This window comes from Phenylobacterium sp. (assembly GCF_030697925.1).
Taxonomy (GTDB): domain Bacteria; phylum Pseudomonadota; class Alphaproteobacteria; order Caulobacterales; family Caulobacteraceae; genus Phenylobacterium.
The window spans coordinates 24,724-40,061 of record NZ_JAUYOJ010000126.1; the positions used below are offsets into that span (position 1 = coordinate 24,724).

Consider the following 15,338-nt stretch of genomic DNA (forward strand, 5'->3'; position numbering starts at 1 on the left):
TCAGTCCTGGATCTCGATCTGGGGCGACTCATAGGCTGCAATTGGCGGCGCAACGCCGTCGAAGCGGCGCACATCCGCCAGGCAGGTCTGCGCGGAGCATCCCTGCGCGAATGAGGATGTGCCGCGATCCAAGGTCAGGCTGTTCGGGTTGGCGTTGCGGTCCAAGCCGTCGGGCGCCGGGTCGTACCATCCGCCCGTGGCGAGGCGGATGACCCCCGTCATGATGTCATCGCTGACGATCGCGCCGGCCAGGCAGCGCCCGCGATCGTTGAACACTTCCACCAGGTCGCCGTCGGCGATCCCACGCGCCGCCGCGTCCGCCGGATTGAGGTAGATCGGCTCCCGCCCCGCCACCTTGCCGGCGCGGCTGTAGGGGCTGTGATCGAGTTGGCTGTGGAGCCGCCGCCTAGGCTGGTCCGACAGCAGGTGCAGGGGGTAGGCCTTTGCCTTCTCGTGCCCGAGCCACTCGAAAGGCTCTAGCCAGACCGGGTGACCCGGACAATCCGGCAGGCCGAAGCCGGCGATCGTTTCGGAATAAATCTCGATCTTGCCTGAGGGAGTCCGCAAGCGGTTGCCATCGGGGTCGGTGCGGAACGCCTCGTGCATGACGATGGGTCGGTCGTGACCGGCGAGGTCTACAACCCCTTGCGCCCAGAAGGCGTCGAAGTCGGGCAGGTCGATCCCGACCGCCCGAGCCCGCGGAAGGTTCTCAGCGTAGATGCGCCGCAGCCAGCCTGGCGCGTCCAGGCCCTCCGTGAAGCTGTCCGCTACGCCAAGCCTCGCAGCCAGGTCGGCGAATATCCGATAGTCGTCGCGCGCCTCCCCGAAGGGCTCGACCGCCTTGCGCATAGCCAGGATGTAGCCCTCGCGGCCCGCGAAGCCGATATCGTCGCGTTCCAACGAGGTTGTCGCCGGCAGAACGATGTCGGCGAAGCGCGCCGTCGGCGTCCAGTACTGCTCGTGGACCACAATCGTCTCGGGCCGCGACCAGGCGTCGGTCAGCCGGTTCAGATCCTGGTGGTGGTGGAATGGATTGCCGCCAGCCCAGTACACGAGCCGGATCTCGGGGTAGCGATACACCCCGCCCTGGTAGGTGAAACTCTCGCCTGGCTTCAGCAGCATGTCCGCGATCCGCGCGACAGGGATGAAGTCGGGGATGGGGTTCTGACCTTGCGGGAACACCGGGCCGGGCATGTGGACATGTGAGCTGCCCATGGTGTTGGCGGCGCCGTAGCCCAGCCCGTAGCCGCCGCCAGGCAGGCCCACCTGGCCCACCATGCTGGACAGGGCGACCAGCATCCAGAACGGCTGTTCGCCGTGTGCCGCGCGCTGCAGGGCCCAGGCGGCGTTGATCATCGTCCGCGCGGACAGCATCTCCCGCGCCAGGCACCCGATGCGGTCGGCCGGAACGCCGGTGATCTCCGCGGCCCACTCGGGGGTCTTCGGGACGCCATCGGTATCGCCGAGCAGATACGGCAGGAAGCGATCGAAGCCCGCGGTGCAGCGGTCGATGAAACCGCGATCGAACCGGTTGTCCTGCTGGATCGCGTAAGCGAGCCCGAGCATCAGGGCCGTGTCGGTGTTCGGGCGGATGGGAATCCATTCCACCTCGCCACCGGTGACCAGGTTGTCCCGCACGGGGCTGATGTTAACGAAGCGAACGCCCGCCCTGGCCATGCGCTGAAGGCCCTCCGCCAGCCGATGCCGTCCGGGGCCGCCAGGCGACACCTGGCCGTTCTTCACCGGAACGCCGCCGAAGCCCACGAAGAGCTCGGTATGCTCGGCCAGGACGCTCCAGGAGGTATGCGAGGCGTTGGACTCGTCCATCGAGGCGGCGATGTACGGCATCAGGGCCCGCCCGGCGCCGAGGCTATAGGTGTCCACGTGCCGGACGTACCCGCCCCACTGGTTGAGGAAGCGATGCACCTGGCTCTGCGCATGGTGAAACCGCCCGGCGCTGGACCACCCATAGGAACCGCCAAAGACCGCGGTGTTCCCGAACGCCGCCCGCACACGCCGCAGTTCCGCCGCGACAAGATCCAGAGCGACGTCCCAGTCGACTTCGACGAAGGCTTCGCAACCGCGGGTCCGCGGCGCGGCGCCTGGGCCCTGCTCAAGCCAGCTGCGCCGCACGGCCGGACGGGTGACCCGCAGGCGCTGGACCTCGGGCTCGAGTTGATCCAGGCCGATCGGCGACGGGTCGGGGTCGAGGCTCCAGGGATGCAGGGTCGGTCGCTGGCCGCGAGCCCCCGCCTCAACTTCGTAGAGGCCCCAGTGCGCGGCCGAATAGGTGCGCGCGCTCATTGCGGCGCGGGCGGCGCTGTTGTCGGCTCGGCCACGGTGCGCACCATGTCGCCCCGGTGGTTGTCGACCACACGCATCGCGTTGTCGAAGACCAGGGTCGCGCGACGCTGGCCATCGTAGGCGGGCCACGCCGGGATGAGTGCGTTGTTGGGATCTCCGGTCTTGGCGAAAGCCACGAGCGAGGCGACCATGCGGTCGACCATCAGGCGGCCCTCCGCATGGCCGGAGCCGCAGGCCGGGCTGCGATAGAGGCCGAAGGACGCGTCGAGGTCTTCCGCGTGGAAGGCGCCGTAGCGACGGTCATAGGCGTCGCTGACCCAGTCCCACTCGTAGAGGTAGACCGGCGCCGCGCCGAGCGCCGCCTTGCGGTGAGCCTGCAGCAGGGTGACGCCGCGCGTCAGGTCGGTGTAGGCCTTGCCCTGGATCAGGAACGCCGGCTCATCGGGACTCTCCTGGCGATAGGCGGCGAGGATGGCCTCCGCGCGATCCCCCCAGGTCTGGCGGAACACCGCCACGACCCCGGCGTCGTCCACATCGAAGTTCTCGAAGAAGTTCGATCGGTCGTGCAGCGTGGTGCCCACGATCATCGGGATGGCGCCCGACACGGCCGGAGCCGAAGACGCGAACGGCGCCTCGGGCAGCACCTGCCCGTCGACGACGGGCCGGAAATCGCCCACCGCTGCCTGCGCCTCGAGGATCTCCTGCCAGCTCCGCTTCCGGATATCGACGGCACGGTCGTTGCCGAGCCCCAGGCGCAGCAGCAGCCGCTCGGCCTGGCCGGCGCCTTCGTCCCGGGTCCAGGCGCCGACCGGCGGCGGCGACTGGGCGACGGCGCGGTGGAACAGCTTCACCGCCGCAGGAGCCCCCATCAATGTGCTGACCTTGGATCCTCCGCCGGACTGGCCGAAGATCGTGACCCGGTCCGGGTCGCCGCCAAACCGGCCGATGTTGTCGCGCACCCATTCGAGGGCGGCGACCATATCGAGGACGCCGCAAACACCGCCGCTGGCGAACTCGGGCCCACCGACCTCCGCCAACGCAAGGTATCCCAGGGCGCCCAGGCGGTGGTTTACGGTCACGACCACGACATTCCCGGCCCGGGCAAGCTGCGCCCCGTCGTACATCGGCGCGTTGCCGGAACCGGTCGTCCAGCCGCCGCCATGGAACGCGACCAGCACCGCCCGGCCGGCTCCGTCGCTCACGCCCGGCGTCCAGATGTTGAGGTTCAGGCAGTCTTCGCCCATCCCGCCGGGACCGACATGGGCGTCCCAGTTGATCAGCATGGAGTACTCGTAGGCCAGGTCCATCGGGACCTGCGGGGAGACCTGGCCGTAGCCGAAGCAGTCACGAACCCCGCTCCAGGCCGCCCGCTTCTGCGGCGGCATGTAACGGTTGGATCCTGCCGTGGAGGCGCCGTACGGAACGCCCTTGAACTGCTTGATGTCGCCGTTGGCGATGCCCTGGACGCGCCCGGCGGTGGTCTCCACGGTCCAGAAAAGCTGGCCGCCCGCCCGCCCCATTCTTGCGGCGGCACCCGCCGCTTCAGGCAACCGGAACGGGTCCTTGGGCGACCGCTCGGATTCATCCGCCATGCTCGACTCCCGATGGCCGCGGGTCGCAGCCGGCCCGCTTCAGAAGTTCGCCCGCAGCTCGACCCCGACTTGTCGCGGCGCGCCCCAGGTCGTGAAGCGAGACCCATTGGCCTGGGATCCCTGCAGCGTGGTGATATATTCCTTGTCGGTCACGTTGCTGCCGTAGACGCGCACCCGGTACTTGTCGTCCGGACTGTCCCAGATCATCGCCAGATTGAGGATCGTGTAACCGGACTGTTCGTTCAACGGCCCGCCGAACTCGCGGAAGTGAATCCTGGTCCGTTGCGCCATGTCCGCCCGGAACGTCAGACGTCCGAACGCAAGGTCACCGGTGCGATAGGAAACGCCCGCGTTCACGGACTCCGTCGGGGCGTCGTTCAGGCGGTTGCCTGATAGATCCTGCAGGCCGAGCGCCGGCGCCAACGGGTCGACGTTGAGGAAGTCGGTATACTCGGCGTCGAGCAGCGACAGGCTGGCGTTGAACGTCCAATGGGAATTGGGTTGCCAGAGCCCTTCCACCTCGAGGCCCTTCACGCGAGCCGCCGCGGCGTTGGTGATCTGCTGCGCGAGACCGACCTGCTGGGCCAGCTGCAGATCGGTGTAGTCGTAGTAGAAAGCCGATGCGTTCAAGGTCACCGTATTGTCGAAGAACCGGTTCTTGATGCCGACCTCGTAGGCGGTGATCTTCTCGGGATTGTATCCGAGATTGCATTGATTGCGGTTGAAGCCGCCGACCTTGAACCCCTTCGAATATGTCGCATAGACGTTGCTGTTCGTGGCCAGGTCGTACTGGGCCCCGACCCGCGGCGTGGTCGAGTTGAATTCGATCGTTCGGGTGCGGTTCGCGCAGGTGATCAATTGCGGCGCGCCCACTCCAAACACCAGGAAGTTGTTCTGGGTGATCGTCATCTTGTCCTTGGAAACCCGGATGCCGCCGATCAGCCGCAGCCGATCGCTGACGTTCCAGGTGGCGTCCGCGAAGGCCGCGATGGCGGAGTTTTCCAGCGGCCGGACCTCGAACTGCTGCTGGCTGTTCGGCGGCAGCGGCGGCAGTCCCAGCGGGAAGTCGAAGTGGATGTACACCTCCTGCTCGAAGTCCATGTAGAAGGCGCCGACCACCGCATCCACCGGCCCCAGGCTGCCGCCGACGTTGAACTCCTGGGTGAACGCCGTCGTGAGGTAGTTTCGATACGGGAGGAACAGGGCCTTGCTGGTTCCATCGTCGTCGCCGAAGTGGTCGTAGCTGTGCCTTTGCCAACCCGTGATCGACTTTAGATTGAAGTCGCCGATATCCCAGCTGAGCGTCGCGGCCCCGAATGTGAAGTTGATGTCGGTGTTGGTGGGCGTATTGACCGCCGTCCGCCGAGGCTCCTGCGGGGCCAAGCCCCCGGCGAACGACGGCGGCGTGGGGATTCCGCGCAGGGTGAAGGAATCCCATGGCCCCGACGATTCCAGGACTGCCGCTGTCAGACTCAGCGTGAGGTTTTCCGTGAGATCCGCATCGACGCGAAGGCGACCGGAAGCGACCTGCCCCTTGATGACGTCCTGACCGTTCGGGAGGACGTTCTTCACGAACCCCTTGTCCCGGTCCATGTAGTCGAACACGGCCCGGGCGCGGACCCGCTCGTTGACCGGCACGTTGACTACCGCCTGCAAACGGCTCTCGTCATAGGTCGCATAGCCGGCCTGGACGTAACCCTCGAACTCATCGGTCGGGGCCTTGGTGATGAAATTGACCACGCCCGCATTGGCGTTACGGCCATAGAGCGTGCCCTGCGGCCCGCGAAGCACCTCGACCCGCTCGAGGTCGATCTGGGCGAGGTCGCCCATGGCGGCGATGGGCTGGTAGACGCCGTCGACGTGAATGGCGACGCCGGGGGGGCCTGCGGCCACGACCAGGTTCAGCCCGATGCCCCGGATGCTGATGTTGGTGTTTCCTACCAGCTTGCCGACCTGCATGCTCGGGACCATGAACCGCAGGTCGGACACCTGGTTTACGCCCCGTTCCTGAAGCGTCTGCGCGTTGAGAGCCGTGATCGAGGCGGGCACCGACTGCACGCTCTCCGAGCGCTTCTGCGCAGTGACGATGACTTCACTGATGTCTACCGGCGCGGACGACCCCGCTTCGGCGAAGGCTGGGACAGCGGCCAGCGGCGCTGTCAACGCGACCGTGGCAAGCAGCAGGCGGCGAATTGTGGTGCCCATTTCTCGTTTCCCCGTAGTATCATTATTTGATACGCGTTGTTGTATCTTGATACGACTACATTCCTCCCGTGGGGTCAAGCGCGCCCAGGTTGCGCCGTGTATTTGGGTACGGTTCGCGCGACTTACGGGGGTTCCGCACTAGGGCGCGACCGTTTCAGCCTGGAGCATCCGCACGGGGAAAAAAGGCCGACTTAAGCCCACCGCGCCTCCCGACCAGCCGCATCTTCAATCATGATCCGGTGACCTCGGCTCCCTAGGCTGAGAGCCGTTGAGCTCCAGACGCGCCGCCCGCTCGCGGAACGCCGCCTGGTCGCGCTCAGCTTCCATGACGTCAGCTCGCTCGCGCAGGGCCCGGGCCGTGGCCAGCAAAGACTCCTTGTCTGTACTCAGCGAGATCCAATGCGCAGCCTGGTCCGTCAGATCAGCCAGGCACCTGTAATATTCAGGACTCCGCATTACTGCGTCTCCTATACTAACTATATTGTTGGAGATGCTTGGCTCTTTTCCCGCAGTAGGTACTGCGGCATCGGAAATCCCGATTCATCCAGGACCGGTCACGATCTAGCGGGGCGTTCAAGGCCGAGCATCGGCTCACCCACGATCTGCGTGCGATGCATCAGCCGCCGTTGGCGATTGTCGAAGGCGTCGCGGCGGTGCAGGACGCAACGGTTGTCCCACATCACCAGGTCACCCACGCGCCAGTGCTGCTTCCAGACGAACCTATCCTGCGTGGCGTGCGCCCAGAGCCGATCGAGCAGCGCCTCGCTGTCCGAGAGAGTCAGGCCGACGACATAGGCCCCAGCCCGTCTCCCCAGGAAAAGGCAGGGCCTGCCGGTGACGGGATGCACGCTCACCAAGGGGTGGCGCGCGCCTGGCGTGGCGCGAGGGTCGTCTACCGGCGCATATCCGCTCCGCAGCCGACCCGACGAGTCCCGACTGGCGTCGTGCACGCAGCTCAGCGTCGATATCTGCGCCTTGACCTCGGTGGGCAGGTCCTCGAAGGCGGCGTACATGTTGGCGAACCAGGTCGAGCCGCCCTCAGGGGGACACTCGATCGCGTAGAGCAGGCTCGCCCGAGGCGGCGCGGGATTGTAGGTCATGTCGGCGTGCCAGGCCGCCTCGCCATAGCCCAGCGAGCCTAGCTTCCGCCCTTCGACGACGATGTTCGAGATCGAGATCACCCAGCGGGCATAAGGCAGCTCGCCGGGGCTTGGCCGATACTGCGGGTGCACGTCGAGTTCGCCGAACATCTGGCTGAACCGCACCAGATCGGCATCGCTGAGGCGCTGAGCGGAGAGCCGCAGCACCAGATGCTCTGTCCACGCCTGGCCGATAGCGTCGACCGCCTCGGGGTCGAGTGGCAAGGACAGGTCGACCCCGTGGACGTCCGCCGCGAGGGCGGCGCCTGTAGGCTGAATCCAGACCTCGGAAGCTGGCGACCCGCCGTCCATCGTGGCTGTAGGTTTCATGGCCTAGCTCCCAGGGAGGTTCGTGCGGGCCTTGGCCGGCCTGCCGAAGGCCTCGCGATGGATCGCCTTCGCTGAGCAGACCGGAAGCGCCCGCCCATTGTGGAGATTGAGCCAAAGCCTGAGCAGCAGGCGCTTTCGGCTCGGTTCGGGGAAGTCGACGAACTGAGTCCGCTTGTGCAGCACCATGTAGTTGTCGACCAGCAGGAGGTCCCCCGGCCGCATGGCGAACCGAAGCGACAGGCCCGGACTCTCGGCGATCCGCTCCACCGTCTCGAGGGCTTCCAGCTCTTCGGCAGGGATCGGCTCGCCCGTCACCTCGGGCAGGGAACGGATGGATTGCGGGTTGATGCCGCCCGTCAGGCGACCATCGGCGTGGATGTAGGCCGCGTCCCGGACCGGGCCGACCCGGCCTTTCTCCTCGCCGCCGGGGGCCGTCTCGGTGAGGCGAACGTAGTAGTTGAAGCCGCGATAGAGCGTCTCCAGGACATGGGGGGCTTCATCCAGGAGGCGGTTGTAGATCGTCATCGTGCTGACGATCTCGCTCTCCCCGCCCTCTGCGGCTGCCCGCACGCACAACAGGGACACCACGTCGGCGACGTCGGAGTGAAACCGCATCTCCGCGTTGCTCGTGTATCCCCGGGCGTGCGGGTCCTCACCGTAGCGCCCGCCCCGGTCGGTCACCTCGGCGATCAGGTCGCCCTTGGCGTTCTGCGCGACCATCTCGCCGAAATGCGCGCCGATGACCCAGTACCAGCGGCGGAGCTCGGCCTCGGATCCGCGCGTGTCCAGGCCCCTCATCAGGATGAAGCCGCGCCCGTTCTCGAGCTCGTCGGCCATACGCGCGATTCGTGCGCCAAAGGTCGGCAGGGGAAGCTCGCCGGGGCCATAGCAGGGCCACTGCGCCGGGTCCGACGGCAGCCTGTCCGCAGCCCGTCGCAGTTCATCGAACTCCGCCGCATCGACGGTGTCGATCCAACCGCTGGTCTGCTGGAGTTCGGCGCCGTCCCAGGCCATGCGCGGATCGACGGGTGTCGTCTTGATGTCGGACATGGGTCCAATCCCGGACGTCAGCAGGCTTGCTCCCGCTGGGGCAAGTCAAGTTCTATATGTTGAACTTCTATCGCACATGTTGATACGATGGGCAGGACACGTCAAGCCCGCCGGTTGGCGGGTCGCACGCCGGGGTCGCCGAAATCAGCGAAGGGCCGCAGAAATCCGCTGGGCTGCGGTCTTGACGAGTTCCGCGAGTTCCGCGCAGCGCCCGTCCTTGTCGATGCGGAACTGCGGGCCGGAGATGCCGACCGCCGCGGCGGGCGTCCCGTTCGGGTACCGGATCACGGAGCCCAGCCCCCAGACGCCCTCGCGGATCTCGCCGCGATTAATCGCGTAGTCGAGCTCGCGAGCGCGGGCGAGTTCGGCCTTCAGGCGCTCCGGGTCGGTGATCGTGTTGTCGGTGTACTTAGTGAGGTTCACGAGAACCCGGTCCAGCTCCGGCCTGGGAAGCTGCGACAGCAGCGCCTTGCCGGTGGCGCCGGCCGCCGCCGGCGCGCGCCCGCCGAGCCGGCTGTAGGCTGCTACCGGCTCAAGGCTGTCGATCTTGTCGATGAACACCACCTCGGTTCCGTCCCGAACCGCCAGGTGGACCGTTTCGCGGCACTGAGCGGACAGCCAGTGCAGCGTTTCGTTGGCGCGGCCTCGCAGGTCGAACCGCTCGACCACGAGCGCGCCGAGCTCCCAGAGCAGCAGGCTGGGCGTGAAATCCTTGGTGCTGGGGTCCTGTCGGATGTACCCCGCGCTCTCGAGGGTCTTCAGCGCGCGATAGGCATTGCTCTTCGTAAGATCGAGTTCCGCAGCGACCTCGATGATCCGGACGTTTCGGTTGGCGCGGACCACATAGTCCAGCACCTGCAACCCTTTCAGCAGCGTCTTGTCCATGGATCCCCGCGAGCCCTCCGGGCGAAGCCTCTATCGCTGCCCCGCAGCGTCTTTAGCGCCCGCCTCGCCGCTTCGTCACGGAGAACCGCGACCGCCGCTTGACCTGCAAGCGTTCCGGTCCGACACTGGTATCACAGTATAACTCACAGTATCATTATACGCAACTGGCGAGGATCGCAGATGGTCGAAGCTGAGCCCACCGAGTTGACGGGCCGCAGACGGCTCAAGGTGTTCCTGGCCGGACTCGCCGCGCAGGTGGCGCAAGCCGGCGACGATGAGGCTGCGGTCCTCCGGGGCGCAGCGCCTTGTCTGCAGGCGCTCGTGTCGCACGACGACTGGCTGGATGACGAGTTCGGCGAGCCGGACCCGGAGCACGGGCGCCAGTACCTCCTTTACTGCGATCCCCTGCGTCGCTTCTCGGTCGTGAGCGTCGTCTGGGGTCCGGGTCATGACACCCCGATCCATGACCACACCACCTGGGGTCTCGTCGGGGTGCTTCGCGGCGCCGAACTCGAGGAAACGTTCGCGCTGGAAGAGGGTCGGCCCGTGAAGCGCGGGGAGTCGCGCCTGGAGCCAGGCGATGTGGTGACGCTGTCGCCCAGGCACGGTGACATCCATCGGGTCCGCAACGCCTTCGACGACCGGGTGTCCATCAGCATCCACGTCTACGGCGGCGATATCGGAGCCATTCAGCGCCACATGTACTCCGAGGACGGGGAGGTGCGGACCTTCGCCACCGGGTACGCAAATCGCTTCCTGCCGAATGTCTGGGGCGCAGCTGCGGCATGAACCGGACGTTTCATTATTTGATACATCATGTCGCATCTTGATACTTCCCGCTGATCTGCCTACAAGCGGCGCGGGCATGACGGAAGCTGGCACAGAACGGCCGAGCGTCTGCCGCGCCATCCGACGGCGCCATCGCGAACCGAACAGCAGGCCTGAATGAACGACGCGTCCGAACCTTCGCATCACCAGTCATCCCGCGGCCCGGCGTCGTCGGAGTACGCTACCATCTCCGCACGCGAGGTACGGCGGCTCATGGTCACCCGCCACGAGGTCGCCTTGCTCGACGTCCGCGAGGAAGGCGCCTACGCCCAGGCGCATCCGCTGCTCGCCGCGTCGCTTCCGGTGAGCCAGCTGGAGCTGCAGATTCTGGATCGCGTGCCGCGCTGCTCCACAACGATCGTCGTCTATGACGACGACGGGCGGCTCTCCCTGCGGGCGCAGGAAATCCTTCGCCGCCTGGGCTACTCGGACGTGCGCACCCTCTGCGGCGGGCTCGAAGGCTGGCGCCAGACGGGGTACCAGCTGTTCCAGGACGTCAACAGCGCGAGCAAGGCGTTCGGCGAGCTGGTGGAGGCCCGCCGGGACACGCCCTCCATCCCGCCCCAAGAGCTACGCCGCCTGCTGGACTCCGGCGACAACGTCGTCGTGCTCGACAGCCGTCGGTTCGACGAGTTCCAGACCATGACCATCCCGAGCGCGGTCAGCACGCCGGGCGCCGAGCTGGTCCTGCGCGCCACCAGCCTTGCGCCCGACCCGGCCACACGGATCATCGTCAACTGCGCCGGCCGCACCCGCAGCATTATCGGCGCGCAGTCGCTGCTCAACGCCGGTCTCCACGGCCGCGTCGCGGCGCTTCGCGACGGCGCCATCGGCTGGAGCCTCGCGGGCCTGGATCTGGAGCACGGCGCCGCGCGCCGCTCCGATTCGACTCCCCTGCAAGAGACGGACGCCATGCGCAGACGCGCGCGCGAGGTCGCCTATCGCGCCGGCGTCCGCCACATCGACGTCGAGACTCTCGATTTCCTCCGCGGCGACCCCATACGCACCACCTATTGCTTTGATGTGCGGCAGCCCGCTGAGTTCGAGACGCGACATGCCTCGGGTTTCCGGAATGCGCCGGGGGGACAGCTGGTCCAGGAAACCGACGTCAGCGCGCCCGTGCGCGGCGCCCGGATCGTGCTGCACGACCCCCTGGGGGCACGGGCCGACATGACGGCCTCCTGGCTCGCCCAGATGGGGTGGGACACCTATGTCCTCGACGACCTGGCTCCGTGCGAGGCGACGGGACCGGACCGTCCGCAACTCCCGCCCCTGCCACAGCACGGGCTCATCGCCGCCGACGCGCTCGCCGAGAAGCTCTCGGCGCAAACCGTGCAGGTGCTCGACCTCGGCCCTAGTCCTGAGCGCGCGCGCGCCCACATCCCCGGCAGTTGGTTCGTCATCCGGTCCATGATGGCCGAGGCGCTACAGGCCCTGGGACCGCCCAAGCCCCTCGTGCTCTGCTCCCCCGACGGTGTGCTGGCCGCTTTCGCGGCGCCCGAGGTCGAGGCGCTGACCGGGGCGGCGCCAATGGTGCTGCAGGGTGGTCTCGCCGCCTGGCGCGCCCGCGGCCTGCCGGTCGAGGCGGGACTTGGCGACCTGCTCAGCCCCACGACCGACGTCTACAAGCGGCCTTACGAGGGCGTAGGCAACGGCCACGCCGCGATGCGGGCCTACATCGACTGGGAACACGGTCTCGTGGAGCAACTCGCGCGTGACGCCTCCCACGGCTTTGTCGTGATCTGATGCTGTCGGGGCCCACAGCGTGACCTCGATCCGTGTCGCGAGCCAGTTGAACGGAGCGCTCAACCAGGCCTTCGCCGATCTCCCGGGCGTGGAAATCCTGCCCGTCCCACAGCACCCGCCCCTGCGCCTGCCGGACGGTGTGGAAGTGCTCATCGCCTCGCCCACAGGCGCGGCGGGCGCAGGCCTGCCAGCCGCGCCGCCGCCGGGCTGGCCTTTCGACGCCCGGTGGGTGCAACTCGTCTCGGTGGGGATCGACGCCTATCCGGCCTGGCTGTTCCGGGGGCCGGTCGTGACGGCGGCTCGCGGCGCGTCAGCCGTGGCGCTGGCGGAGTTCGCGATCGCCACGATCTTCGCCGCCGCGAAGCGATTGCCCGACATCTGGATACGGGCCGCCGCAGACTGGGCGCCCTCGCCCCTCGGCATGGTGCAGGGGCAAACCCTCGGCCTAGTGGGCTTTGGCGCCTTGGGGGAGGCGCTGGCCCCCCGGGCCCAGGCGCTCGGCATGAAGGTGTTGGCGACCCGGCGCTCCGCCGCCCCGATCGGCACCCCCGGGGTGGAGCGCCTCGACGACCTGGGCCAGATCTTCGAACAGTCGGACCACGTGGTCCTTGCGGCCCCGGCCACGCCGCAGACGTTCCGGTTGGTTGACCGCGAGGTTCTGCGGCGCGCGAAACCCGGCCTGCACCTCGTGAATCTGGCCCGCGGAAGCCTGATCGACGACGAGGCGTTGCTGGAGGCGCTGGACGAAGGTCGCGTGGCGCTCGCAAGCCTCGATGTCGCCCTGCCCGAGCCCCTCCCCGCCGATCACCGCTTCTACCTGCATCCGCGGGTGCGCCTGTCGCCGCACACCTCGGTGCACACGCCCGACACGCTCTCCAATCTCCTCGCCCACTTCGCCGAGAACCTGGATCGCTTCCGCGCGAACGCCCCCTTGATCGGGGTGGTCGATCCCGCGCGCGGCTATTGAAGAGGACGCCGCCGTTGACCCCAGCCCTTCCGCCCCACGCCGCCGCTCGGGGCGGTCACCCCGCGAGACTCCCTTCGGCGCTGCCGGAGCACTTCGACCTCTCCGCGGCAATTCCCGTGCAGCCCACGGTCGAGGCCGAACGGCTCTACCGCAAGCAACGCCTGGCCGCCGGCTATCGCCTGTTCGCCCGAGCCGGGTTCGACCTCGGCGGAGCCGGTCACATCACCGTTCGCGATCCGGAAATGACCGACCACTTCTGGCTGAACCCCGCGGGGATGCATTTCAGCCGGATCAGGGTCTCGGATCTCATGCTCGTGAGCCACGAGGGCCGCATCGTGCAGCCGCCCGCCAATGGGCCGCCGCGGCTGAACCGGGCCGCCTTCGCGATCCATTCGGAGCTGCACAGGGCCCGGCCCGACGTGGTCGCCGCCGCCCATTCGCATTCGCTGTATGGCAAGGCCTGGTCGGCGCTCGGGCGGCTGCTCGACCCCCTCACCCAGGACGCCGCCGCCTTCTACGAAGATCACGCCCTGTTCTGCGACTACGCCGGCGTCGTGCTCGATGCGAGCGAGGGCCAGAAGCTCGCCCGGACGCTGGGGCCGATGAAGGCGGTAATCCTGCAAAACCACGGCATCCTCACGGTCGGCCAGACGGTGGAGGCCGCCGTCTGGCGCTACATCGCGCTCGAGAACGCCTGTCAGGCCCAGCTGTTGGCTGAGGCCGCCGGGCAGACCCGCCCGATGCCCCCCGAGGTGGCCCGGCTCACCGCGAGCCAGGTGGGAACCGAGCTCGGCGCGCTCTACTCGTTCCAGCCCTATTGGGATGTCGTAAGCGAGGAGGAGCCGGACCTCTTTGATTGACGAGCGGCTGTCGAGACCGGCCGGTTAGCCCGTCGGGCTCCGCCAGGCTTCAGCCAGCTGGACGGCCTGGCGCATGCTGCGAAACCCGAGGGCCAGCAGGATCGCCGAGGCCGGTCCCAGGACGGCGAACATCAGGGTGAGCGAGGATCCCAGCTTCGCCTCATCCCGGAACACGAAATCGGTGAGCCCGCCCACCAGGGTCGGGCCGAGGCCCAGCCCGAGGCCATTGCTGACCAGGAGGAACATGGCGCCGATCTGGCCGCGCATCTCGTTGGGCGTGACGATCTGCAAGGCTGCGGCCGCCGTCGCCCCGAGGGGAATGGCCGCTGCGATCGGAACGGCAAGCCAGAGGAAGATCACCGGATCGCGCACCTGGAAGGCGGCGAGGCCGGTCACGGTGATCAGCACGGCCACGGCCGCGTAGACCCGCAGGTGGGCGTCCGCCCGACCAGCGCCGAAAAGCCGGTCGACCAGCCAGCCGGACGCCAGGACCCCCACGCTGCCGCCAAGGCCGAGGATCAGCGCCAGAGGCAGGGTGACCTGGCCGATCGTCCATCCGAAGCTCCGGATCATGTAGACCGGCAGCCAACTGGTGAAGCCCCAGCCGACGATCGCTAGCAGGCCGAAGCCGATGAAGTGGCAGGCGAAGAACCCCCGCCTCTCGGCGATAAAGCGAAACGTGGCCGAGAGCGGCGGGTGGGTGGCGTGCAGCCTGTCCCGGCGCTTCGGCTCCCGGAGCAGGAAGATCAACAGGCCGAGCACGAGCCCCGGCAGTCCGGTGACGATGAAGACATATTGCCACGACGCGACTTCGCCGAGGAACGGCAGAGAATGGACGTGTCCCGCTTCGGCGAAACTCACGATCGCGCCGCCCAGTCCTACGGCCAGGCCATTGCCCAGGGTGGAGCCCACCAGAAGCACCGAGAGCGCGAAGGCCAGCCGAGAGGGCTGGAAGAGATCGGCCAGCATCGAATAGGCGGCCGGCGCGAGCGCCGCCTCGCCCGCCCCGACGCCGAGGCGGGCGACGAGCAGCTGGCCGAACGTCTGCGCCAGTCCGCAGCTCGCCGCGCAGATCCCCCAGATCGTCACCCCGCACCACACGATGGGCCGTCGCGGGAAGCGATCCACCAACCAGCCGATCGGCACCGACGCGACGCTGTAGAACAGCGCGAACACGAGGCCCTGGAGGAGGCCGATCTGGAAGTCGGAAATACCAAGGTCGCGCTTGATCGGACCGACCATCAGGCTCAGCACCTGCCGATCGAGCAGCGATAGGGCATAGAGGACAACCAGGATGGGCAGCGCCCGCCAAGCGCCCGGCTGATTTCCCGCGGCCAAATCCCTGCTCCCCGCCCGCCGGTCTCGGCCCGTGCGGTCCGGCGTTTGAGTGGGCGCAGGGAGGTCGGCCGAGCGCAAGCGCGCTCGGCCGACA

11 protein-coding genes are annotated in these 15,338 nt (G+C 67.7%); 4 read left to right on the forward strand and 7 right to left on the reverse strand.

The features are described from left to right. The 6 genes from Q8Q88_RS11545 to Q8Q88_RS11570 all read right to left on the reverse strand — a co-directional run bounded on the left by Q8Q88_RS11545 (position 1) and on the right by Q8Q88_RS11570 (position 9,505). Positions 1-2,304: a molybdopterin guanine dinucleotide-containing S/N-oxide reductase gene (locus tag Q8Q88_RS11545; RefSeq protein ID WP_305675334.1), complete on the reverse strand. Its 2,304-nt coding sequence runs from the start codon at positions 2,302-2,304 to the stop codon at positions 1-3. Continuing rightward, positions 2,301-3,896: a carboxylesterase/lipase family protein gene (locus Q8Q88_RS11550; RefSeq protein WP_305675335.1), complete on the reverse strand. Its 1,596-nt coding sequence runs from the start codon at positions 3,894-3,896 to the stop codon at positions 2,301-2,303. Before Q8Q88_RS11550 ends, Q8Q88_RS11545 begins: the two co-directional genes overlap by 4 nt. A gap of 39 nt (positions 3,897-3,935) precedes the next feature. Beyond that, positions 3,936-6,179, reverse strand: a complete 2,244-nt coding sequence (locus tag Q8Q88_RS11555) for a TonB-dependent receptor (RefSeq protein ID WP_305675336.1) — start codon at positions 6,177-6,179, stop codon at positions 3,936-3,938. Positions 6,180-6,655: 476 nt separating this feature from the next. After that, positions 6,656-7,570 (reverse strand): TauD/TfdA family dioxygenase, encoded by a 915-nt coding sequence (locus tag Q8Q88_RS11560; RefSeq protein WP_305675337.1) that lies wholly within the window; start codon positions 7,568-7,570, stop codon positions 6,656-6,658. Positions 7,571-7,573: 3 nt separating this feature from the next. Beyond that, positions 7,574-8,620: a TauD/TfdA family dioxygenase gene (locus tag Q8Q88_RS11565; protein WP_305675338.1), complete on the reverse strand. Its 1,047-nt coding sequence runs from the start codon at positions 8,618-8,620 to the stop codon at positions 7,574-7,576. Between the two features lie 144 nt (positions 8,621-8,764). Further along, positions 8,765-9,505: an IclR family transcriptional regulator gene (locus tag Q8Q88_RS11570; RefSeq protein ID WP_305675339.1), complete on the reverse strand. Its 741-nt coding sequence runs from the start codon at positions 9,503-9,505 to the stop codon at positions 8,765-8,767. A gap of 180 nt (positions 9,506-9,685) precedes the next feature. On the opposite strand from Q8Q88_RS11570, the gene Q8Q88_RS11575 reads away from it, so the two are divergent. The 4 genes from Q8Q88_RS11575 (at position 9,686) to Q8Q88_RS11590 (ending at position 13,906) form a co-directional block, all read left to right on the forward strand. Further along, positions 9,686-10,294 (forward strand): cysteine dioxygenase, encoded by a 609-nt coding sequence (locus tag Q8Q88_RS11575; RefSeq protein ID WP_305675340.1) that lies wholly within the window; start codon positions 9,686-9,688, stop codon positions 10,292-10,294. Positions 10,295-10,519: 225 nt separating this feature from the next. Beyond that, positions 10,520-12,079: a rhodanese-like domain-containing protein gene (locus Q8Q88_RS11580; RefSeq protein ID WP_305675373.1), complete on the forward strand. Its 1,560-nt coding sequence runs from the start codon at positions 10,520-10,522 to the stop codon at positions 12,077-12,079. Between the two features lie 19 nt (positions 12,080-12,098). After that, entirely contained in the window at positions 12,099-13,046 is a 948-nt protein-coding gene (locus tag Q8Q88_RS11585) for an NAD(P)-dependent oxidoreductase (protein ID WP_305675341.1), read from the forward strand. A 14-nt stretch (positions 13,047-13,060) separates the two neighbouring features. Then, the gene (locus Q8Q88_RS11590) at positions 13,061-13,906 is read left to right on the forward strand and encodes a class II aldolase/adducin family protein (protein ID WP_305675342.1); all 846 of its coding nucleotides are present in this window, start codon (positions 13,061-13,063) and stop codon (positions 13,904-13,906) included. 24 nt (positions 13,907-13,930) lie between these two features. On the opposite strand, the gene Q8Q88_RS11595 is transcribed toward Q8Q88_RS11590, so the two are convergent. Continuing rightward, entirely contained in the window at positions 13,931-15,322 is a 1,392-nt protein-coding gene (locus tag Q8Q88_RS11595; protein WP_371129850.1) for an MFS transporter, read from the reverse strand. Between the last annotated feature and the right edge of the window lie 16 nt (positions 15,323-15,338).

Bases quoted from the DNA above. Each gene is read 5' to 3' on its own strand.
- Q8Q88_RS11545 (WP_305675334.1), bottom strand. From the start codon at position 2,304: ATGAGCGCGCGCACCTATTCGGCCGCGCACTGGGGCCTCTACGAAGTT.
- Q8Q88_RS11550 (WP_305675335.1), bottom strand. From the start codon at position 3,896: ATGGCGGATGAATCCGAGCGGTCGCCCAAGGACCCGTTCCGGTTGCCT.
- Q8Q88_RS11560 (WP_305675337.1), bottom strand. From the start codon at position 7,570: ATGAAACCTACAGCCACGATGGACGGCGGGTCGCCAGCTTCCGAGGTC.
- Q8Q88_RS11565 (WP_305675338.1), bottom strand. From the start codon at position 8,620: ATGTCCGACATCAAGACGACACCCGTCGATCCGCGCATGGCCTGGGAC.
- Q8Q88_RS11570 (WP_305675339.1), bottom strand. From the start codon at position 9,505: ATGGACAAGACGCTGCTGAAAGGGTTGCAGGTGCTGGACTATGTGGTC.
- Q8Q88_RS11575 (WP_305675340.1), top strand. From the start codon at position 9,686: ATGGTCGAAGCTGAGCCCACCGAGTTGACGGGCCGCAGACGGCTCAAG.